The 20369-nt window shown below is 75.2% G+C and carries 23 protein-coding genes; 8 read left to right on the forward strand and 15 right to left on the reverse strand.

The window, feature by feature from the left end:
• Positions 1 to 34: 34 nt before the first annotated feature.
• Positions 35 to 874 carry an SDR family oxidoreductase gene (locus NLX85_RS29435; RefSeq protein WP_254340605.1) on the reverse strand — a complete coding sequence of 280 codons (840 nt, stop codon included), beginning with the start codon at positions 872 to 874 and terminating at the stop codon, positions 35 to 37.
• Positions 875 to 967: 93 nt separating this feature from the next.
• Between NLX85_RS29435 and soxR the strand changes: the two genes are divergently transcribed.
• The 3 genes from soxR to NLX85_RS29450 all read left to right on the forward strand — a co-directional run bounded on the left by soxR (position 968) and on the right by NLX85_RS29450 (position 3032).
• Positions 968 to 1348 (forward strand): redox-sensitive transcriptional activator SoxR, encoded by a 381-nt coding sequence (gene soxR, locus NLX85_RS29440; protein ID WP_254340607.1) that lies wholly within the window; start codon positions 968 to 970, stop codon positions 1346 to 1348.
• A gap of 139 nt (positions 1349 to 1487) precedes the next feature.
• A complete protein-coding gene (gene bluB, locus NLX85_RS29445; protein WP_254340609.1) occupies positions 1488 to 2129 on the forward strand; it encodes a 5,6-dimethylbenzimidazole synthase in 642 nt (213 codons plus the stop codon).
• Positions 2130 to 2180: 51 nt separating this feature from the next.
• Positions 2181 to 3032, forward strand: coding sequence for a Rieske 2Fe-2S domain-containing protein (locus NLX85_RS29450; RefSeq protein WP_254340612.1), 852 nt, complete (start codon positions 2181 to 2183; stop codon positions 3030 to 3032).
• A 22-nt stretch (positions 3033 to 3054) separates the two neighbouring features.
• Here NLX85_RS29450 and NLX85_RS29455 read toward each other — a convergent pair whose 3' ends face one another.
• The 12 genes from NLX85_RS29455 to NLX85_RS29510 all read right to left on the reverse strand — a co-directional run bounded on the left by NLX85_RS29455 (position 3055) and on the right by NLX85_RS29510 (position 12237).
• The gene (locus NLX85_RS29455) at positions 3055 to 4119 is read right to left on the reverse strand and encodes a LysM peptidoglycan-binding domain-containing protein (protein WP_254340614.1); all 1065 of its coding nucleotides are present in this window, start codon (positions 4117 to 4119) and stop codon (positions 3055 to 3057) included.
• Positions 4120 to 4134: 15 nt separating this feature from the next.
• The gene (locus NLX85_RS29460) at positions 4135 to 4509 is read right to left on the reverse strand and encodes a hypothetical protein (RefSeq protein ID WP_254340901.1); all 375 of its coding nucleotides are present in this window, start codon (positions 4507 to 4509) and stop codon (positions 4135 to 4137) included.
• Positions 4510 to 4562: 53 nt separating this feature from the next.
• A complete protein-coding gene (locus NLX85_RS29465) occupies positions 4563 to 5033 on the reverse strand; it encodes a TadE/TadG family type IV pilus assembly protein (RefSeq protein ID WP_374628587.1) in 471 nt (156 codons plus the stop codon).
• Positions 5030 to 5440, reverse strand: coding sequence for a TadE family protein (locus tag NLX85_RS29470; protein ID WP_254340910.1), 411 nt, complete (start codon positions 5438 to 5440; stop codon positions 5030 to 5032). The genes NLX85_RS29465 and NLX85_RS29470 overlap by 4 nt, the downstream gene beginning before the upstream one ends.
• Positions 5441 to 5517: 77 nt before the next feature.
• Positions 5518 to 5721 carry a hypothetical protein gene (locus NLX85_RS29475; protein ID WP_254340618.1) on the reverse strand — a complete coding sequence of 68 codons (204 nt, stop codon included), beginning with the start codon at positions 5719 to 5721 and terminating at the stop codon, positions 5518 to 5520.
• Positions 5722 to 5743: 22 nt separating this feature from the next.
• Positions 5744 to 6604, reverse strand: a complete 861-nt coding sequence (locus NLX85_RS29480) for a type II secretion system F family protein (RefSeq protein ID WP_254340911.1) — start codon at positions 6602 to 6604, stop codon at positions 5744 to 5746.
• Between the two features lie 55 nt (positions 6605 to 6659).
• The gene (locus NLX85_RS29485) at positions 6660 to 7559 is read right to left on the reverse strand and encodes a type II secretion system F family protein (protein WP_254340620.1); all 900 of its coding nucleotides are present in this window, start codon (positions 7557 to 7559) and stop codon (positions 6660 to 6662) included.
• Positions 7560 to 7737: 178 nt separating this feature from the next.
• Positions 7738 to 9270, reverse strand: a complete 1533-nt coding sequence (locus tag NLX85_RS29490; protein WP_254340622.1) for a CpaF family protein — start codon at positions 9268 to 9270, stop codon at positions 7738 to 7740.
• Positions 9260 to 10093, reverse strand: coding sequence for a ParA family protein (locus NLX85_RS29495; RefSeq protein WP_254340624.1), 834 nt, complete (start codon positions 10091 to 10093; stop codon positions 9260 to 9262). Before NLX85_RS29495 ends, NLX85_RS29490 begins: the two co-directional genes overlap by 11 nt.
• Positions 10093 to 10755, reverse strand: coding sequence for an SAF domain-containing protein (locus NLX85_RS29500; protein ID WP_254340626.1), 663 nt, complete (start codon positions 10753 to 10755; stop codon positions 10093 to 10095). The genes NLX85_RS29495 and NLX85_RS29500 overlap by 1 nt, the downstream gene beginning before the upstream one ends.
• Positions 10756 to 10810: 55 nt before the next feature.
• Positions 10811 to 11782 (reverse strand): hypothetical protein, encoded by a 972-nt coding sequence (locus NLX85_RS29505; protein WP_254340628.1) that lies wholly within the window; start codon positions 11780 to 11782, stop codon positions 10811 to 10813.
• Positions 11776 to 12237: a hypothetical protein gene (locus NLX85_RS29510; RefSeq protein WP_374628639.1), complete on the reverse strand. Its 462-nt coding sequence runs from the start codon at positions 12235 to 12237 to the stop codon at positions 11776 to 11778. Before NLX85_RS29510 ends, NLX85_RS29505 begins: the two co-directional genes overlap by 7 nt.
• Positions 12238 to 12932: 695 nt before the next feature.
• On the opposite strand from NLX85_RS29510, the gene NLX85_RS29515 reads away from it, so the two are divergent.
• The gene (locus tag NLX85_RS29515; protein WP_254340632.1) at positions 12933 to 13706 is read left to right on the forward strand and encodes an A24 family peptidase; all 774 of its coding nucleotides are present in this window, start codon (positions 12933 to 12935) and stop codon (positions 13704 to 13706) included.
• A gap of 18 nt (positions 13707 to 13724) precedes the next feature.
• On the opposite strand, the gene NLX85_RS29520 is transcribed toward NLX85_RS29515, so the two are convergent.
• Positions 13725 to 14354 carry a phosphatase PAP2 family protein gene (locus tag NLX85_RS29520; RefSeq protein ID WP_254340633.1) on the reverse strand — a complete coding sequence of 210 codons (630 nt, stop codon included), beginning with the start codon at positions 14352 to 14354 and terminating at the stop codon, positions 13725 to 13727.
• A 137-nt stretch (positions 14355 to 14491) separates the two neighbouring features.
• Between NLX85_RS29520 and NLX85_RS33580 the strand changes: the two genes are divergently transcribed.
• Positions 14492 to 14710, forward strand: coding sequence for a hypothetical protein (locus NLX85_RS33580; protein WP_254340634.1), 219 nt, complete (start codon positions 14492 to 14494; stop codon positions 14708 to 14710).
• On the opposite strand, the gene NLX85_RS29530 is transcribed toward NLX85_RS33580, so the two are convergent.
• A complete protein-coding gene (locus tag NLX85_RS29530; protein WP_107075213.1) occupies positions 14683 to 15165 on the reverse strand; it encodes a hypothetical protein in 483 nt (160 codons plus the stop codon). The two genes, NLX85_RS33580 and NLX85_RS29530, sit on opposite strands and share 28 nt — an antisense overlap.
• 115 nt (positions 15166 to 15280) lie before the next feature.
• Between NLX85_RS29530 and NLX85_RS29535 the strand changes: the two genes are divergently transcribed.
• The 3 genes from NLX85_RS29535 to NLX85_RS29545 are packed head-to-tail and all read left to right on the forward strand — an operon-like array spanning position 15281 to position 20366.
• Positions 15281 to 16078 (forward strand): SAM-dependent methyltransferase, encoded by a 798-nt coding sequence (locus tag NLX85_RS29535; RefSeq protein ID WP_308210855.1) that lies wholly within the window; start codon positions 15281 to 15283, stop codon positions 16076 to 16078.
• Positions 16079 to 16122: 44 nt separating this feature from the next.
• Complete coding sequence (locus NLX85_RS29540) at positions 16123 to 17202, forward strand: hypothetical protein (protein ID WP_254340635.1); 1080 nt, start codon at positions 16123 to 16125, stop codon at positions 17200 to 17202.
• A 44-nt stretch (positions 17203 to 17246) separates the two neighbouring features.
• A complete protein-coding gene (locus NLX85_RS29545; protein ID WP_254340636.1) occupies positions 17247 to 20366 on the forward strand; it encodes a BTAD domain-containing putative transcriptional regulator in 3120 nt (1039 codons plus the stop codon).
• Positions 20367 to 20369 lie beyond the last annotated feature (3 nt).

Consider the following 20369-nt stretch of genomic DNA (forward strand, 5'->3'; position numbering starts at 1 on the left):
GCCGCGCCAGCTTCCGCCGTCCCGCGCGGCGGACTCAGGCGAAGTCGGCCGCGTGGTCGGCGGCCCAGTCGGCGAACGTGCGCGCGGGGCGTCCCAGCACCGCCGCCACGTCGCCGGTCACCTGCTCCGGGGTCTCCGCCATGGCCGCCCAGCCGGCCAGTGCCGCGTCCGCGAACGCGGGGCTGCCCATCGCCGCGGCCAGCATGGGTCGTACCGCCTCGGCGGGCACCTCCTGCCAGCGCAGGTCGCGGCCGATCGCGGCGCCGATGAGGCGCACCTGCTCGGCCTGGCTGACCGCCTGCGGGCCGCTGAGCACGTAGGTCCGCCGGTCGTGCCGGTCGCTGGTAAGCGCGTCGACCGCCACCGCCGCGATGTCGTCCTCGTGGACCATCGAACGGGCCGCCCCGCCGTACGGCCAGCGCACCACGCCCTCGGCGCGGATGGCGGGGGCCCAGCCCAGCGTGTTCGTGGCGATCCCGGTGGGGCGCAGCATCGTCCAGGGCAGGCCGGACGCGGTGACGGCGCGCTCCACCACGGCCCAGAACGAGTCCGGGTCGGCCTCGGCGGTGGCGGCCGACACGTACACCACCCGGGGCGACCCGGCACCGGCGAGCACGGCGGCGACGCGGGGAGCGAGCCGCGCGGTCGCGGCCGGGTCGACGAACGGCCAGATCAGGAACACGGCCTCGACACCCGCCAGGTGCGGGCGCAGGGTCTCCGGATCGGCCAGGTCGGCGCCCACCACCTCGACACCCGCCGGCAGCTTCGCGCGGCCCGGGTCGCGGGTCACGGCCCGTACGCCGTGGTCCGCCGCAACCAGCCGCTCCACCACGCGCCGCCCGACGTTGCCCGTCGCGCCGGTCACCAGGATCATCGTTTCCTCCAGGGAATTCTCGTGAACTCGATGGAGCCGACCGTAGAACCTCAACAATTGTTGAGGTCAATCGTCGACGGGCATACTCGGGGCGTGAAGCAGGACACGTCCTTCGACTGGCACGAGCCCGGCCTGACCATCGGTCAGGTGGCGCAGCGCAGCGGCGTCTCCGCGTCGGCGATCCGGTTCTACGAGGCGCAGGGCCTCATCAGCAGCGACCGCACGGCCGGCAACCAGCGCCGCTACCACGGCGACGTGATGTGCCGCCTGGCGATGATCGAGGCGTGCCAGCGGGTCGGCCTCACCCTGGCCGAGGTGGGCCGGGCGCTCGCGGCGCTGCCACCCGGGCAGGCGCCGACCACACAGGACTGGGACGCGCTCGCCGAGCGGCTGCGCGCCGAGGCCCAGTCCCGCATCGACCAGCTCAGCCAGGTGCTGCGCGAGTTGGCCCCACCCGCCCCGCCCGTACGCTGACGGCTCCCTCGGTAGCATCGGCGGCGGCAACGATCATGTGAGGTGCCGGACGGTCAGGCGACGATCCGGGAGTCCGAAGACGGGCCTCGCGTCGAGTCGCCCACCGCGAGCGTGGGCCGAGTGCAGCGGGAGCCTGCCTGTGGACCTGTACGACGTCATCCACCGCCGCCGCGACGTGCGCGCCGAGTTCACCGGGGAGCCGGTGCCGGACGACGTCCTGGACCGGATCCTCACGGCCGCGCACGCCGCGCCGAGCGTCGGCAACTCGCAGCCCTGGGACTTCGTGCTCGTCCGCGACCCGCGGACCCGGCGCCGGTTCCACGCGCACGTCCAGGCCGAGCGGGACACCTTCGCCGCCACGCTGGACGGTGACGCGGCCGAGCGGTTCGCCCGCATCAAGATCGACGGGGTGCTGGAGTCGACGCTGTCGGTCGTGGTCACGTACGACCCGCAGCGGGGTGGGCCCGCGGTGCTCGGCCGGCACGCCATCGCCGACGCCGGCCTCTACTCGGTCTGCCTGGCCATCCAGAACCTCTGGCTGGCCGCCACCGCCGAGGGGCTGGGCGTCGGCTGGGTCTCCTTCTACCGGGAGCCGTTCCTGGCCGACTTGCTCGGCATCCCGCCCGGCATCCGCCCGGTCGCCTGGCTCTGCGTGGGCCCGGTGAGCCACCTCCAGACCGTTCCCGACCTGGTCCGGCACGGTTGGCGTACGCCCCGGCCGCTGGCCGCCGCCGTGCATGCCGACCGCTGGCGGACGGACGGGGACCACCCGATGGGGTGATCCGTGGTCGGCGCCCGGTTTGGGACCTCTCCTGCCGGGAAGTCGGACCACGTGCGCGAACTATTGACGAAGATCGAGCAGAACACCCGACTCGACCGGGTCGGTGACCGGTTGCAGCGCGCCGTCCAGGGCACCCTGCGTCCCCAGCGGGTCCGGGACTTCCTGCACGGCGTCTGGCTGGGGCACCCGCTGCACCCGGCCATGGTGCAGGTGCCGGTCGGCGCCTGGATCTCGGCCGCCGTCGTGGACCTGATGCCCGGACAGCGCCGGGCGGCGACCGCGCTCGTCGGGGTCGGTACGGTCAGCGCGCTGCCGGCCGCCGTGGCCGGGCTCAACGACTGGGCCGCCCTCTCCCGCGACCAGCGGCGGATCGGCCTCGTGCACGCCGCCGCGAACACCATCGGCGTCACCCTCTACGCCGGCTCGCTGGCGGCCCGGCTGAACGGGCGGCACAACCTGGGCCGGGCGCTGGCCTACCTGGGGCTGTCGGCGGCGAGCGCCGGGGCGTACCTCGGTGGGCACCTCGCGTACAAGCAGGGCGCGCAGGTCAGCCAGAGCATCTCCGAGCTGCACCTGGTCAGCGACGGCTGGCACCCGCTCGGCGACATGTCGAGCCTGCCGCAGCGGCAGCTTCTCACCCGCGAGATCGACGACGTCTCGGTGATCCTCTACCGGCACGGCGACGACGTCACGGTGATGCTGGAGCGCTGCCCGCACCAGAGCGGCCCGCTGGGTGAGGGCGAGGTGCAGGAGATCGACGGCCACGCCTGCGTGGTCTGCCCCTGGCACGGCAGCACGTTCCGCCTCAACGGCGGCGAGGTCGTCCACGGCCCCTCGGGCAACGACCAGGTCGTCCTTCCCACCCGGGTGGTCAACGGCCGCCTGGAGGCCCGCCTCCCCTGACCGCCGTCGCCGGCCGGTGGCGTCAGTCCCTGCGGTGGCGGCCCACCACGAGGTCGCGGACCGACGTCCGGGGCACCGGGCGGCGGCGCAGGCCGAGGACCGCGCCGATCTGGGCGCCCACGATGCTCGCCACCGCCAGCACCGCCGAGATGGCCAGCGGGCGGTTGATCCCGTCCTCGACGGTGGCCCGGGAGGCCCCCGCCGACATCGGGGGCTGCTGCCCGGCGGGCGCCTCGACTGTGGGCGTGGTGTCCCGGCCGGTCGGGTGCGGGGACGGCTTGCCCTTCGGCGTCGTCGAGGACGCGCCGCCACCGCCCGGCGTCGCGGCCGGGCCGGGAGCCGGGCGGGACGGCGTGGCCACGAGCCGGCCGGTGGCGTGCCGGCGGGCGCCCGCGTCCACCGCCCCCTCGGGCAGCTTGAGCAGCTGCCCCGGCCGGATCCGGTCCGGGTCGGCGAGCCGGTTCAGCCGGGCCACCTCGCGGTAGCGGTCGAAGTCGTCCAGGTAGCGGTCGGCCACCTCGCCCAGGTAGTCGCCCTTCGCCACCCGGTACACCGCCGGGCTCGTGGTGACCGAGGCCGCCCGGACCGGCGGGGCGGCGAGCGCGGCACCGGCCTGCGGGGCGGCGTGTCCGGCCGGCGGGGCGACCACCGCCGGCGCGGCGGCGACCGGCTGCGGCGCGGCCAGGGTGGCGGCGCTCGCCGCGGCCGGGCTGGCCGCCAGGATCAGCGCCACCGAGCCGACCAGCGCGGCCGCGGCCCGCTGCTGGCGGCGCATCCCGGGCAGCCGGGGCGCCGGCCGGCGCAGCGCCCCCGCGAGGAGTTCCACCAGTACGGAGAAGGCGAACGTGGCCCAGCCGAACCAGCCCACCACGGCCAGCGCCCGCAGGAAGAGCTGACCGTCGTCGCGGCTGGTCAACGCCGTACCCACCTCGGCCAGCGTGGGCAGGTGGTCGGGGAGGGGGTTGCCGGCGAAGGCCAGCAGGGCGATCGGCCCGCCGGCCAGCACCGCGCAGAGCACGACGAGGGCGCCGAGGCCGGTGAGGACCTGGCCGGTCCGCCGGACGGCCGAGCGTTGCGTTGCACCCATGGCTGCCTTCCCTTCCTACGGGGCTCCGGTGAGCGCCCGCGCCGTGGCCTCACCGGTGACGGTGGCGGTGTTCTGGAAGCCGAAGAGACCGAGCAGGTCCCGGCGGTAGGTGATGCGGACGCGTACCTGGATCTGCCGCTCGCCGGCGACGACGGGGAAGCTGACGTCGTGGTCGCGGACCCCGCCGGCCGCGCTCAGGTAGTCCGCGACGGCCTTCCGGGCGGCCACCTCGTCGATCTGCTTCGGGCCGCCCTCGATGGCGTGGGCCCGGTCGATCATCTGGCCGCCGCTGCGGGCCGCCTCGGCGGCCAGGTTGTCCGCGCGCTGCAACGAGCGGAGCTGCCCGGCGCCGTCGTACGCCAGGCTGATGATCGCGAGCACGCCGGTCATCGCCACGGCCAGGAAGAGGCTCACCCGGCCGCTCTCCGACGCGCGTCGCCCGGTCACCGGCGGCTCCGGTAGGTGTCCAGCGGGGAGGTGAAGGTCGCCGAGACGGTCTTGCCACCCGGCACCCCGGGCAGCCCCGGCGCCCGCAGGTCGGCGAAGGAGACCGTGCAGGTCACCGTGACGGTGACCGTCGCCGGCGCCCCCGGTGCGCTGCGGTACGCGGCCGCGAAGCTCGTCCCGGCGTCCCCCACCGAGCCGCGGAAGGTCAACGCCGGCGGGGCGGTGCAGCGCAGCCCCGACCAGTCGAGCTGGCGGCGGGCGGCGTCGGTGGCGGCGGTCCGGCCGGTCCGCGCGTCCCGGGCGATCGAGGCGGCGCGGGCGGCGTCGTGCGCGGCCGACTCCACCGCCTCGTCGGCGACGGCGGTCCGGCCGGCCACCCCGGCCAGCACCATCAACCCGATGAAGGCGGGGGCGAGCACCGCCACCTCGATCGAGACGGAACCCCGGTCCCGCGCCACCCGCCTCACCCCGTCGTCCAGCGTTCGACCGGGCCGTGCGCGCGCTGCGAGACCGCGAAGCGCACGCCCGGGATCACCGACAGGGAGCGTCCGCTGACCGTGCAGGTGACCTCGGTGGCGGTCGTCGTGCAGGTCGGGCCGGGGGACTGCCAGTCGACCAGCCAGTCCCCGGCGGCACGCAGGAAGGTGGTGGCCCGGTCCCGGCCGGCGTCCGGCGGGGCCTGGAGCGCCCGTTGGGCGTTCACCCCCGTCTGCGCCGCGTTGAGGGCGGTGGACCGGGCGACGAACCAGACGGCGAGCTGGATCGAGGCGAAGAGCAGGACCAGGATCGCCGGCATCACCACCGCCAGCTCGACCGGGTTGGCTCCCCGTTCGGACCTGCCGGCGGCGAGCCGTCCACGCAGGACGGCCGTGATCCGCCCCGGGCCGCGCCGACCGGCGGGCCGGCCGGCGGGCGCCGGCCGGCTCCGGTCCGTACGGGCGGGGCGGGACGTCACTTTGGATCCGTGTGGTTCGGGATGGCGTTCATCCAGTCGTTGGCCTTGGTCAGGGCGAGCGCGGTGACCGCCATGGCCACCGCGACCAGGCCGAAGATGATCACCGCGGTCGGCACCGGGCTGTCGCCACGCTCGGTGTCCCGCCGTAGCTCGGCCAGGCGGCTGCTGACCGCGGCGTGCAGGTAGGCGTAGAGGTGCATGGTCGTCTCCTTCGGGGTGGGTTCACAGACGGGCGAGGAACGGGTAGACGGCGAAGCCGAGCAGGACGAAGACCAGCAGTGAGCCGGGGATGTCCAGCCGGCTGGTCACCCCCTCGGCCCGGGCCAGGTTGTCGGTGCGGATCTGGTCGCGTAGCGAGTCGGCGCGGCTGCGCAGGGTCTCGTGCACCTGGGCGCCCTCGCTGCCGGAGGAGCGCATGATGGCCCCCACGTCGCCCAGCTCCGGGATGCCGATCCGGTCGGCAAGCTCCTGGAGCTCGTCCCAGGGCGAGTGCATCTGGAGCTGGGCGATCCGCAGCGCCTCCCGGATCCGGTCGAAGACCCAGCCGTCGCAGACCGCCGCCGCGCGTTCCAGCGACTGCACCGGGCCGTGCGCCGCGGAGAGCTGCAACGCCACCAGGTCCAGGTAGGTGCAGACCGCCTGGCGGAACTCGTCCCGCGCGGCGTCCGCCCGGGCCAGCACCGCCCGGTGCGCGAGCAGGCCGGCGACCAGCGCCAGCCCCAGGCTCCCCACCACGGGTACGGCCAGCGGCAGCGCCACCCCGCCCAGGAAGAGCACGGCCGAGGCGACCGCCGGCGTGGCGAACCCGACGAGCGCGGAGAGCAGCACCGACAGGGCGTACTGCTCGGGGGCCCGGTCGAGCAGGGCGAGCTGCCGGTGCGGCGGGCGCAGCCAGCGGGAGACACCGCCGAGCCAGTCCGGCCCCCTCCCGGCCACCGGGGCCTGGCCGGGCGGCTGGTGCAGCCGGCGCAGCGCGGGGCCGAGCGCCGGGGTGGCCGGCAGGGCCTCGCGGACCACCAGGAACAGGCCCAGCCCGACGGCCGCCCCGCCCAGCACCGCCACGGCCAGCTGCCAGTTCACCATCATCGCGGCCGCCTTTCGTTCGCGACTGCGGGGCTCGCAAGCTCACTCCTCGCGCTCACGCGATCGCCTCCTCCGGGTCGGGCGCCGGCAGGAAGCGCGCCGGGCGGGGCGGCTGGCTCATCGACCGCACCCAGACCAGCAGGCCGACGAAGGCCGCCCCGAGCACCGCCATCACGAGCTGCCCGAAGACCGTCCCGTACGGCCGGACGTAGTCGCTGTTGACCAGCCCGTACGCGAGCGTGGCCAGGGTCATCCCGGTGAGGAAGCGGACCGCGAACCGGGGCTGCGTCCGCTTCGCCTCGACCTCGCGCCGGGTGGCCACCTCGGCCGAGGCGGCGGTGGCGATCGAGCCGAGCACGTCGCCGAGGCGCTCGCCCCGGTCGGTGAGGTGCAGGATCAGCGCCGCCACCACCTGGTCGCAGACCGGGTCGGCGATCTCGTCGGCGAAGGCGAGCAGGGCGGACCTCGCCAGCCAGCCGGCCTGGAGGCGGGCCGCCAGGGTGCGTACCTCCTCCTGGATCTCCTCCGGCGCGGTGGCGATGGTGCCGATGATGGCTTGCTGGAGGCCCTGCCCGGTGCCGGAGATGTCCTTGAGCCGCCGGGTCCACTCGCCGACCGCCTCGATCCGGGCGATGGCCCGTTGCTCGGCCCGGCCCACCGCGAAGAGCCACGGCACGCCGGGCACCGCGAGCGCCACCAGCAGGCAGACCACCGGCAGCCCGGTGAGCAGGAAGGCCAGCGCGCCGGCCACCAGTGCCCCGGCGAGCAGCACCTGGTAGCGGTGCTGCTCCCGGCGGCCGGCCCCGGAGCCGGTCCAGAGCCTGCTCAGCCCAGGCCCGGCGCCCGCCGTCGGACCGGGCGGCCGGCGGGTGCCGACCAGCGCGACCACCGCCAGCACCAGCCCGGCCACGCACGCCGCCCCGGAGACCAGGGCGATCAGCTCGATGGTCGTCATGCGGGGCCAGCCTTTGTTCGCGACTGCGGGGCTCGCAGGACCGGCTCACTCCTCGCGCTCACGGGGCCTGCCTTCGTTCGCGACTGCGGGGCTCGCAGGACCGGCTCACTCCTCGCGCTCACGGGGCCTGCCTTTGTTCGCGACTGCGGGGCTCGCAGGACCGGCTCACTCCTCGCGCTCACGGTCGCCGCCCGAGCCGGGTGTGCCGGGGCCGCCGCCACGCGCCCGTGCCGGCCTCGATGAACCGGGTCAGCAGCCGGGCGTCGTAGCCGACCCGGAGCAGCTGGTCGCGGATCCGCTCGGGCAGGTGGCGGGGCACCGCCCGGCCGTCCGGTCCCGGGCCGAAGACGCTGGTGGTGGTGATCCGGTTGCCCTCGCCGACGCCGATGACCTCCTCGACGTGCGAGACGAAGCGGTGCTTCCGGCCGCCGATCGCGGTCTCGTCCTCGACCGTGACGTAGACGATCAGGTCCAGCGCGTTGCCCGCCATCCGGCGGGCCTGGTCGACGGTCATCTCCCGGCCGTGGGCCAGCGCCAGCTCGATGATCCGCTCGCCCACCCCGGCCGGGGTACGTGCGTGGATGGTGCACATCGACCCGCGGCTGGTGGTCATCGCCTGGAGCATCGGCACGATCTCCCGGGACCGCACCTCGCCGACGATGATCCGCAGCACGCCCATCCGCAGCGACACCGGGATGAGGTCGGCGATGCTCACCTCGCCGGCGGGCCGGCCGTCCAGCCCGCGCTCGCCGTGCCCCTCCCGGGACTCGAAGCTCATCACCGCCCGGTGCTTGTGCCCGCGCCGGGCCGGCAGCAGCTCCCGGCTCTCCTCCAGCAGCACGTACGGCTCGTCGGCCGGGATCTCGTCCATCAGCGCGCGGATGACCGTGGTCTTCCCGGCCCCGGCCAGCCCGGCGACCATGATGTTCAGCCCGGCCCGCATCGACGCGCGGAGGAAGTCACGCAGCAGCGGGTCGATCATCTCGTCCAGGTCGGGCCGGCCGCCGGCGATGTCCTCCAGGCTCACCGCGAGCGTGTTGTGCTTGCGGATCACCGCGTACGGGCGGTGGCTGACCAGGAAGACCGCGGCGAGCCGGCTGCCGTCGGGCAGTTGCAGGTCGAGCGTGGGCTTCGAGGTGGAGAGGGACCGCTCGGTCGCCCCGGCCCGGCGGGCCGCCGCCTGGAGGATCTCCACCAGCTCGTCGTCGCTGTCGGCGATCGGCTCGGCCCAGTCCACGCCGCCGCCGTGCCGGGTGATGCGCACCTGGTCGCAGCCGAGGATGTGCACCTCCTCGATGGTGTCGTCGACCAGCAGCGTCTGGAGCCGGCCCAGGCCGACCAGCTCGGCGGTCACCTGGTCGAGCAGCAGCCGCTCCTCGTCGGCGGCCATCGGCGTGCCGGCCCGGCGCACCGAGTCCGCGTACGCGGAGACCACGGCGACGGCCAGCCGGGCACGCTCGACCTCCTCGGCGTCCGCGTCGAACTCCCGGCCGCGCTGCCAGAGCGTCAGCCGTTCGCTGAGTTCCCGGCGCAGCTCGCGGACCACCGCGAAGTCGACCCGGGGGCGGGGCGGCGGGGGTGGCGGCGCGACCGGCACGGCGGGCGCCGGGGGCAGGTGGTGCCGCGCGTTCGGCGGGACCAGCGGCGGCACCGTCGAGGTGGCGCCGGGCTGCTGGCCGCGCGGGTCGTGGGAGACCGGCTCAAACCGCACCGGACACCCCCGGCGTGCTCGGCGCGGTCACCGCGCGCGGGGCCGGGGCTCCCGGCCAGGCCAGCCGGGCCCGCCGCCGGTCCAGCAGCGCCCGGACCGGCACCTCCAGCGCGCCGGCCGCGCGCATCAGCGGCCGGTTGGCGCGTACGGTGCCGCCGTGCCCGAGCACCTCGGCGGTACGCGGGTCGTGCGGCAGCCGGGCGATCACCGGCAGCCGCAGCGCCTTGCTGATCTCGCTGCCGCCGTGTCCGTCCCCGACCACCAGCAGGCGCAGGGTGCCCGGCGGGATCCGGTGCTCGGCGAAGTCCCGCTCGATGGCCTTCACCGTGGCGCGGGTGGCGGACAGGTCGGGCAGGTGGGCCCGGGTGACCAGCAGCACCACCGCCGCCGCCCGCAGCACCGGCCACGGTGGACCACTCACCTGCAGCCGGCCACAGTCGACAAGCACGTCGTACGGCGGGACGCCCCGCTCCAGGCTGGTGAAGAAGTCGGCGAAGCGCTGCCAGAGCGGGGTGACGCTGCCGGCCTGGGCCGGGTCGACCACGCCGGGCAGCAGGAGCCGCTCCCGCCTCGGCGCGTCCAGGTCGACGAGCTGCGACCAGAAGGCGCTCTCCAGGTTGCCGTCGCGCAGCTCCCCGACGGCCAGTTCGCCGAGGCCGCGCGGGCCGTCGAGCGCCCCGCCCAGGTAGCCGGCGAGGATCGAGCCGCCCGCCGGGTCGCACTCGGCCAGCACCAGCCGGCGGTGCCAGCTCAGCGCGGCGGCCAGGGCGGCCGTGGTGACGCCCGGCGAACCCTTCGCCGACACCATGGCGATGATCGCCATCAGGCCGCCTCGGTTAGCACGAGCGCGATCCGGTCGTCCGCGGCCAGCGCCACCACTGCCGGCACGTCCCGGACGGCCAGCGCCAGGTAGACCACCACGTCGTCGTTCTCCGGCGTGGCGGTGTCGATCACGGTGGCCTCGAACCGGGTGCCGCCGGCGCGCGTCGCCTCGGCGCCGCCGGCGCTGGTGTCGGGCGTGCTGACCAGCAGCACCTTGTCGCCGGGGTGCAGCCTGCGGGCGGGCACCTGGTTCGGCTCCAGCCCCAGCGCGAGCTGCTGCTGCCCGGGTCCGAGCAGCGGCGCGTCGGTGAGCTGGGCCGGGGTCAGCAGCGTGCCGGGGGTGAGCCGGACGGCGGCGCGCCGGCCCAGCACCTCCTTGATCCGGTCGGCCGGCACCGGCTGGAGCTCCCGCCCGCCGGAGACCCGCACCGGGACCAGGTCGTCGGCGGTGAGCTGCCGGCCGACCTCGACCGGCCGGGCCACCGCGAGGTAGCTGCCGGTGGAGCGGACCGAGGTGACCGCGAAGGCCGCGCCCAGCCCGCCGAGAGCGATCAGCAGCACGGCCAGGCCGAGCAGGCCGGGGCGGATCCGCCGCTGCCGCACCACCCTGGGCGGCGCCACCGGCGCGTCCAGGGGGGTGCCGTTCCGCGTCGCCACACTCATTGCGTCATCTCCGTTCGCGACTGCGGGGCTCGCAAACCCGGCTCACTCCTCGCGCTCACCGTGTCACCACCTGAAGTTCGTTGATCTGCACCGGGACGGTTCCGCTGACCCGGCTCTGGGCGATCTCGCCGCTCTCGCCCCCGCCGGACCACTCGACGGTCCAGAACGTGGTGGCGCTGACCTGGTAGGTGCCGGCCCGGGCGTAGCCGCGGTCGTAGCCGCAGTCGGGGGAGGTCCGCCCGGCCCGGGGGCCGTCGGCGGTGTACGGCGTGCCCGGCCCCGTGCAGGTGACCTCGGTGCCGTCGCCCATCGTCCAGACGATGCGGGTCACCCGGGCGGTGATCTCGACGGTCACCCCGCGGTCCGAGGCGGAGGCGCGCAGCGGCCCGAAGTAGGACGCCCCGCCACTGGCCCACATCCAGACCGGCAGCCCGACGAGACCGGGGCCCTTGCTGCGCCGGGGCGCGACGGCGACCCGGGGCGGCAGCAGCGAGATCGAGGCCAGCGCGCGGCGGGCCAGTTCCTCCGGGTCGGGCGGCGACCCGTAGCCGGGCGGCGGCCCGTCGCGCAGCACGACGCTCTGCTCACCCAGGTCGCCGCCGTTGCACGTCCGGACGTACCACTGCTGGCCCTCGGGGGCGGTGGGCTGCGGCTCGGCCAGCCTGTAGTAGCAGCCGTCGCCGTTGTTGAACCAGCCGAGCAGGTCGTCGTAGCAGGGGATGACCCGGCCGTTCCACTGGCACTTCGCCGCGCCGCCGCCGCCGTCCCCGCCTCCGCCGCCGGGGTCGCCGCCGCCGCCCGGCCCGCCCGGGGTGCCGGGTTCGTCGTCCCAGACGTTGCAGTCGTTCTGCCCGGGCGGGCACTCGCCGCCCGGGTTGCCGGCCCGGGCGGGCGTGGCGGTCACCAGCAGCGCGGGCGCGCCGGTCAGCGCCAGCAGCAGCGCCAGGCCGGCGGTGCGCAGCAGCCGGCGGGGCGTCCCGGCCCGGGTCGGCCGGGCCGGGACACCCCTTCCTCCCCAGGTCAACACGGCTGGTCCTGGTGTCCGGCGCCGGCGCTGATCAGCCACCGGCCGTCGGGGTAGCGGGTCGCGGTGGCGGTGGCCAGGTAGCGCCCGCCGCGGGTGCCGGGGACGACCCGGCGGTCCTTGGCGTAGACGAGGCGGTAGCCGGTCGCGTCCAGGCAGTCCTGGATCTCCACGGTGGGCGGATCGGCGGCCAGGTCGATCGCGACCACGGTGGGATCGGAAACGAGTCTTCCGGTACGCATGGCGCCGTGCTCCTTCGCCTCACGAATTGCGACCCGCACCCGGGTCAGCAACGGATCCGCCACGAATCGGGCCAGTGCGGGATGGCCGGGATCGCTGCGCGCGCTGGCCGTCCGGGACGCGTCGAGATAGCCGGAATAGGCGGCGAGCGCGGCCTTTCCGGCTGATTCCTCCTCGGCGCTGGAATGCGCTACGGGTGCGGCGGAGCCCGCGGTCAGCGGGCGGGTCGCCGCCTCCGGCTCGCTGCCGCAGCCGGCGGTCGCGGCCAGTAGAGCAAGGCTGAGCAGGCAGATTTCCCATCGGCGGGATTGCCGTGTGCGCAACGCCGGGTCCTCCTCCGTGGCGGCCCGGAGTGGTCGCGTCAACGCACTCCGGGCATGCGGAAGTGCGCCCGGATGTGTCCGGCCGGGCCGCATCTGCTACCGCTGCATTTACCTGTACGGATCTTTAACGAATTCGAAACCTGATGTCTCCGGTCGGCCTCCGACGCCAATTGATCGGGGGTTGCGTCGTACCCAAGGGGCGAGCATAGGCTGACGTCCGCCGATGCAACAGAGGCAATTAATCCGAACACTCTGAGTGATGACAGGTGGTGGCGGCCGGTGGCTGTCCGGACGACGACGAACGGCCCGCGGACGGGTCGACCGGCGGCAGGAGTGCGTTCACCCGCACGCGTCATCCGGTGTCCCGGACGCGGACCGGCGGGCAGCGGATTGGGGGACAACCGACCCTCTGGTCCGATCCGTCCCCCCGGCCGGTGGCGCGCCCGCCCCTCGCCGGAGGCCGGTCGGCGTGCCCCGGCCCGCTCCGGGTCCGACGCCGTTTTCCGCGCCATCCGCGACACGGCGGTCGGGCAGAACTCACTCTGCGTGCTCCAGAGTGGAACCCTCAGCGACCGCCTCGGGGCGCCGGCATGACCGCCGAACGGGTCCGGGCCGCCCCACCGGCGGCCCCCGCCCGCCGTCCGGCCGTCCGGCTGTCGGCCGCGCTGACGGTCGTACCGCTGGTGCGGCTGGCGGTCGCCCGGTACGCCGTACCCCCGGGTGTGCCGGACCGGGTGGGGTGCGACGGCTGCGGCGTGTCGATCGGCCTGGACCGGCCGTTGCCGGCGCTCGGGCCGGCGGCCCGCTGCCCGTCGTGCCGGGCGCGCGTCGGCGCCGCGCCGATGTCGGTGGAGGTGGCCCTGGTCGCGGCCGTGGCGGCGGTGGCGCTCACCGGCGGGCCGGCCGGCGTGCGGGCGGCGGTCGCCTGGTGGCTCGCCTGGGCGGTGCCGCTGGCCCTGGTCGACGCGGCGGTGCACCGGCTTCCCGACCGGCTGACCTGGCCGGCCGCGGCCGGGGTGTGGGTGCTGCTCGGGGTCGCCGGGCTGGCCGGCCCCGGCCCGGCGCCCTGGCTGCGGGCCACCGCGGCCGGGCTCGCCCTCGGCGCGGGCTTCGCGGCGACCACCCTGCTGCTCGGCCGGCGCGGGTTCGGCCTCGGCGACGCCAAGCTGGCGCTCGGCGCCGGGGCGCTGCTCGGCTGGCACGGGTGGCCGGTGCTGGTGGCGGGGCTGGTGCTCGCGGTTACCCTCGCCGCGGTGGCCGGCCTCGCGCTGCTGGCGGCCCGCCGGGTCCGCTGGTCCAGCCACCTGCCGTTCGGCCCGTCCCTGATCCTCGGCACCGCCCTCACCCTCGTCCTGACGACGTGAGCGCCGGCGGCGGGCGGGTCAGCGCCGGGCGGGCCGGACGGCCGGGCGGGCGGCGGCTCGGCGGACCCGCCAGCGCAGCACGTCGGCCACCGGGCGGGCCAGCACCGGGGTGAGCAGGGTGCCCACCAGCACGCCGAGCAGCAGGCCGGCGGCCACGTCGTGCGGGTAGTGCACACCCACGAAGGTGCGGGAGAACGCGGCCAGCGCGGCCAGCGGGACGGCCACCAGGCCGATCCGGCGGTGCAGCAGCAGCGCGGTGGCGGCCAGCGCGCCCGCGATGGTGGCGTGGTTGCTCGGGAACGACCAGTCACCGGCCGGCGGGCAGTGCCCGGCCACGATCACCAGGTCGGCGGGACTGCGGCAGGGCCGGTCCTCGGCGACGAGGGTCTTCAACCCCTCGCTGGACACGTACGCGCACACCACCGCGACCGGGGCGGCCAGGGCGAGCGCCCGGCTGCGGAGGTCGCCGCCGAACAGCCGGGACAGCGCCGCCAGCACCAGCAGCACCCCGAGCAGGACCACGGCCCCCTCGGTGAAGTGCACGGCGAACCAGTGGACCGGCTCCGGCGTGCGGTCGGCGAACTCGACGATGTCGTGGTACCAGTCGGCACTGACATCCGGAACGTCGGTCACCACGGCGTCAGTCATGAATCACCTCACCAACCGTTCATACCCCGTTCACCTGGAGGGTGGTGGGGGAATGACTGTCGGGGCACCAAAGTCTCAGGCGCCTCTCAGCCGGGTCTGATTCGGTGGCCGCGACGTACCCGACCTCGGGAGGACCCGTGCCGCACAGCCCCCAGGGCGACGAGAGCTGGCGGATCCGCCGTACCGCGGCGGACCTGGACCGGCTCGGCGAGACCGAGTCGATCTTCGTGCTGGGCAACGGCTGGGTGGGCTGGCGCGGCACCCTCGACGAGGGCGAGCCGTACGAGATGCCCGGCACCTACCTCAACGGGTTCCACGAGCGGCGGAATCAGGAGGACGTGGGCGGCGCGGGCTGACTCGGCACGCCCGACATCCGCTCGACAATCTCCTCCAGCTCCTCGAACGCGTACGCCCAGTTGTGGCACTTGAAGCTGCGCAGCCCCTCGATGGGGGTGCGGCAGTCGGCGCAGTGCACGCCGGGGACGGCGTCCGGCACCTCGGTGTTGACGTACTTGCGTTCGCCGAGGATGACCCGCGCGATCATGCCTCGGTCGTGCACGCCGTGCAGGGCCGAGGAGACGATGTCGTACCAGTTCACCCGGCGGCCGCACTTCGGGCAGTCCGGCTCGTCGCCGCTGACCCAGAGCGGGGCGCCGATGCTGCGGGCCGGCATGTTCAGCAGCTTCTCCAGCCGGCGCACGTCCGACTCCGGCGTGGTCCAGCGGTGCCGGCCCGGCAGCGACGCGGGCGAGTCGTAGACGGCGCGGAACACCACCGGGTCGACCTCCACGGTCTCCCGTCCACCGGTCATGGGTACCTCCTCGGCTCGGCTGGTCCCACCGTCGTACCAGGTGAACGGGTTCGGCAGCCGGATCACGGACACGACGGGTCAGCGGTGTGTCGCCCAGGGTGCTACACATCAGGGCGTGACGGGAGAGCCGACCACCACCGCGACCGACGCCGAGGCCCGGCCGAACGTCGCCCGGATGTACGACTACTACCTGGGCGGCTGCCACAACTTCGCCGCCGACCGGGCCGCCGCCGAGCAGATCCTGACCCTCTTCCCGGACACCGGCGTGGCGGCCCAGACCAACCGCGCCTTCCTCCGCCGGGCCGTGCGCCACGCGGCCGAACGGGGCGTACGCCAGTTCCTCGACATCGGGGCCGGGCTGCCCACCCAGGGCAACGTGCACGAGATCGTCCGCGAGGTCGCCCCCGACTCGCGGGTGGTCTATGTGGACAACGACGAGGTGGCTGTCGCGTACGCCCGGCGGCTGCTGCCCGCCGACGGCCGCACCGTCGTGGTCCGGGGGGACCTGCGGCGCCCCGACGAGCTGCTGGCCGACCCCGGCGTGCGGGGCACCCTCGACCTCGCCGAGCCGGTGGCGCTGCTGCTGGTCGCGGTGCTGCACTTCGTGCCCGACGCCGACGACCCGTGGGCGGCGGTGGCCCGGCTGCGCGACGCCACGGCCCCCGGCAGCCTGCTCGCGCTCTCCCACCTCACCATGGACGGCGCGCCGCCGCTCCCCGCCCAACAGGGCACCGCGGTCTACCAGCGCAGCAGCGCGCCGCTCGTGCCGCGCACGCACGCCGCCGCCCTGCGCTTCTTCGACGGGTACGACCTGGTCGAGCCGGGCCTGGTCTGGCTGGCCGACTGGCGGCCGGACGGCGAGCCGCACTCGGCCGTGTCGCACGGCTACGGCGGTGTCGGCCTGCGCCGCTGATCTCCGCCCCCTGCCCGGCTGCCCGGATTGCTAGGCTCCGCGCCATGTTTTCGGGCGACGCGGATGCCGACCTGCGACAGCTGGCCGACGACCCCTCCTTCCCGCACCGCGAGGCGGCCCGGCACGCGGTGCGGTTCCGGGCCTCCGGTGACGTGGCGGACCTGGTCGCCGTGCACGACGATCCGCACCCGTGCGGGATGACCGACGTGGTGTTCGCCCTGGCCGGATCGAAGCGGCCCTGGCTCAACTGGGTGCCGATGCCGAGCGAGGCGATCAGCAACATCGCCAACGACTTCGGTGGCCGCCGGGCGCGCGGCGAGCAGCTCGAGGTCAGCGGCCTCGGACTGTCGGCGGCCGAGCCGGCCAGCGCCGTCACGGCCTGCCGCCGGATCACCGGCCCGGTCGACATCGGCATCGCCGAGTTCCCGGCCCCCGACATCCGGACGCCTGTCCGGCCCGGCCGGTACGCGGTCTGGCGGTACGACGGCACCGAGCCGGTGCCCGCCGGGCCGGCGCCGTCGGCCGCCGCGGTCGGCCTGCTGCGGGAGGTCGCGGGGGAGCCGTGGCAGTCGCCGCTCTCGGGGTACGTGAAGGCCGCCCCGCTCGGCGGGCTGCCGCTGGACGACCTGCTCGGGCTGCTCGCGCACCTGCCCGGCCCGCCGGACACCGCGCGCTGGCAGCACCTGGCCAGGTCGACGCCGACCTACTGGTACCGGCTCATGCAGCCGTGGGTGTGCCTCGGCATCCTGCACCACGCCACGGACCAGCCCTGGCCGACGTCGACCCGGCGCGAGGTGCTGGTGGACCTCGCCTTCGGCGTCGAGGACTGGGTCGCCGACGCCGCGCTGTTCGCGCTCGTCACCGCCGCCTACCGGGAACCGGACCTGCGGCCGGAGGTACGCCAGCTCGTCCGTGCCCGGCTCGACGCGGCGGTGGCATCGAACCGGGTGGTCACCATCGAGGAGTCACTGGCGAACCTGATGCTCGTCACACCCGGCTGCCGCGCGGACGACCGCGCGCTGGCGACCGCCGTGCTGGCCCGCGCCGAGCAGGACGACGACGAGGACGAGGAGCCGGCACCCGTGCCGGTCGCGAAACGGCGCTGGTGGCAGCGGGGCGGCTAGTGGTGCGATCCGGCGCCGCCGAGCCGCCGTGGGAGGATCAGCGCGTGCAGGTCAGGATGCTCGGACCATTCGAGGTTCGCAGGAACGACGGCATCCTGGCCGACGTGCCGGGCGCCCGGTTGCGCGCGCTGCTGATCGCCCTGGCGGTCGAACCGGGCCGGGTCGTCCCGAAGGCGACGCTCGTCGACTGGATCTGGGGCGAGAACCCGCCCGCCGACGCCGCCAACGCCCTGCAACGCCTGGCTTCCCGGCTGCGGAAGGCGCTGCCGGGAGGCGTGGTCGAGGGGCAGCCGGGCGGCTACCGACTGGTGGTGGACGCCGACGCCGTCGACGCCCTGCGGTTCGAACGCCTCGTCGGCCGGGCCCGCCAGGAGGAGGGCCTGCCGCGGCTCCGGCTGCTGCGCGAGGCCCTCACCCTGTGGCGCGGCGCCGCCCTGCAGGATGTCGGGTTGGAGAACAGCACGGCGTTCGACGCTGCGGTGACGCGGCTCGAAGGGCTGCGCCTGGCCGCGATGGAGGATCGCTTCGACGCGGAGGTCGGTCTCGGCCACGGCGCGGAGGTGGTCGCCGAGCTGACCGACGCGGTGGCCGCGCATCCGCTGCGGGAACCGCTGGTCGCCGCGCTGATGCGCGCCCTCGTGGCGGCCGGCCGTGACGCCGAGGCCCTGCTCGCCTACGAACGCACGAGGGAAGCCCTGGCCGATGCGCTGGGCGTCGACCCCTCGCCCGAGCTGTCAGCCCTGCACACCGCGCTGCTGCGCGGCGAGCTGGGCCGGCGGGAGGAGAACCGGAAGACCAACGTACGCGCCGAGCTCACCAGCTTCGTCGGCCGGGACGCGGATGTCGCCGCCGTCCGCGGGCTCGTCGCGGAGCATCGGCTGACCACCCTGATCGGCCCCGGCGGCTCGGGCAAGACCCGGCTGGCCACGGAGGCCGCGCGCACGATGGTCGGTGACCTGCCCGACGGGGTCTGGTTGGTGGAACTCGCCGCCATCGGCGCCGACGGTGACGTCGCGCAGGCGACGCTGGCGGGGCTCGGGCTCCGGGACGCGCTGCTCGGCTCGGGACCGAGCGCCGAGCCGGCGGATGCGCTCATCGCCGCGATCCGCGAGCGGGAGGCGCTGCTCATCCTCGACAACTGCGAGCACGTGATCGAGTCGGCGGCGAGGTTCGCCGACCGGGTGCTCGGCGAGTGCCGGCGGCTGCGGATCCTGGCGACCAGCAGGGAACCGCTGGGCATCACCGGTGAGGCGCTGTGGTCGGTCGAGCCGCTGGCCGTGCCGACCGACGCCAGCCCGGACGAGGTCGCGTCCTCGCCGGCCGTCCGCCTGCTGCGCGACCGGGCCGGCGCGGTGCGCAAGGACCTCGGAGCCGACGAACAGACCCTGTCGACGATGGCGCGCGTGTGCCGTGCGCTGGACGGCATGCCGCTCGCGATCGAACTGGCCGCCGCCAGGCTGCGCACCATGTCCGTCAACCAGCTCGCCAACCGGCTCGACGACCGGTTCCGCCTGCTGACCAGCGGGAGCCGCACCGCGCTGCCCCGACACAGGACGCTGCGCGCGGTGGTCGACTGGAGCTGGGAGCTGCTCACCGACGCCGAACGGAGCGTCCTGCGCAGGCTCTCGGTGTTCTCCGGCGGGGCGAGCCTGGAGGCGGCCGAGCGGGTCTGCGCCGACGACGACGTACTCGAACTGCTCACCTCCCTGACCGAGAAGTCGCTGCTGGTCAGCGAGGGCGACGGCGCGCCCCGCTACCGGATGATCAGCACGATCCGGGAGTACGCCGCGGACCGGCTCGCCGAAGCGGGAGAGTCGGACCTGGCTCGGCGGGCGCATCTCGCCTACTTCACCGAGCTGGCCGAGACCGCGGAGCCGCATCTTCGCCGCGCCGAGCAACTGGACTGGCTCGCCACGCTCGAGGCGGAGCACGACAACATCAGTGCCGCGATGCGGGGCGCGATCGCCGCCGGTGAGGCGCAGGCGGCGATGCGGCTCGCGGCGGCCACCGGTTGGTACTGGTGGCTCGGCGGGCGCCGGGCCGAAGGCATCGAGCTGATGATCGCGGCCACCCGCGTCCCCGGTGAGGTGACCGACGACGTCCGGGCCATGACGTACGGGCTGGTGGTGCTCTTCGTGACCTCCGGACGGGGCGACGAGCACCAGGGCGCCGAGTGGATCCACAAGGCGTTCCGGTTCAGCCAGCAGAGCCGGCACCACAACCCGCTGCTGGACCTGGTCGCCCCGCTGGAACGCATCCTCCAGGCGCCGGAGACGGCGGTGTCCGCGTTCGAGTCGGTGCTGGACAACGAGGACCCCTGGGTACGCGCCCTGGCCCGCTGGCAGACCGGCAAGATGCGGATCATGCTCGGACAGGGCGGCCGGGAGGCGGAGGCCAACCTGGAGCTGGCGCTCGCCGAGTTCCGGGCGCTCGGCGAACGATTCGGGATCTCCCTGGCCCTGGCCGAGCTGGCGGGCCAACTCGCGACGCGCGGTGAGTTCGCCCGTGCGTGCGAGCACTACGAACAGGCGGTCGCGGTCGTCACCGAGGTCGGCGCCGTCGAGGACGTCATCCGGCTACGGACCCAGCAGGCGCTGCTGTACCGGCTCCAGGGCGATCGGGACTCCAGCGCCGCCGCCATCGCCGAGGCCGAACGGTGCGCCGAAGGGGTCACCTGGCCGCACGCGCTGGTGGAGCTGGCGCTCGCCAAGGCGGAACTCGCACGTTCGGACGGTGACACCGCGGAGGCGCGCCGCCAGCTCGGCATCGCGACCGCCGTGCTGGGCGACGAAGCGGAGCAGCCGCACATCAGCGCGGCCATCCACGACGCGCTCGGCTACCTGGCCGTCGATCTCCGTGAGGCCCGCACCCACCGCCTGGCGGCCTGGCAGGCGGCGTCCGAGGCGGGACACCAGTTCCTCCTCGCCCAGATACTCGTCGGTGTCGCCGACCTCGCCCTCCGCCGCGACCAGCACGAGCAGGCGGCGCGGCTGCTCGCGGCCAGCGTCGGCGTACGCGGGCTGCCGGATCGCGCCCACCCGGACGCGGCCCGGATCGAGCGGGACGCACGGCGTCACCTCGGCGAAGCACGGTTCGCCGAGGTGACGCGGGAGGGTGCGCGGTCGAGCGCGGCCGAGCTGGTCGAGGTCGCGCTCGCTTCGTGAGGG

The sequence above is a fragment of the Micromonospora sp. A3M-1-15 genome (assembly GCF_024213425.1).
Taxonomy (GTDB): domain Bacteria; phylum Actinomycetota; class Actinomycetes; order Mycobacteriales; family Micromonosporaceae; genus Micromonospora; species Micromonospora chersina.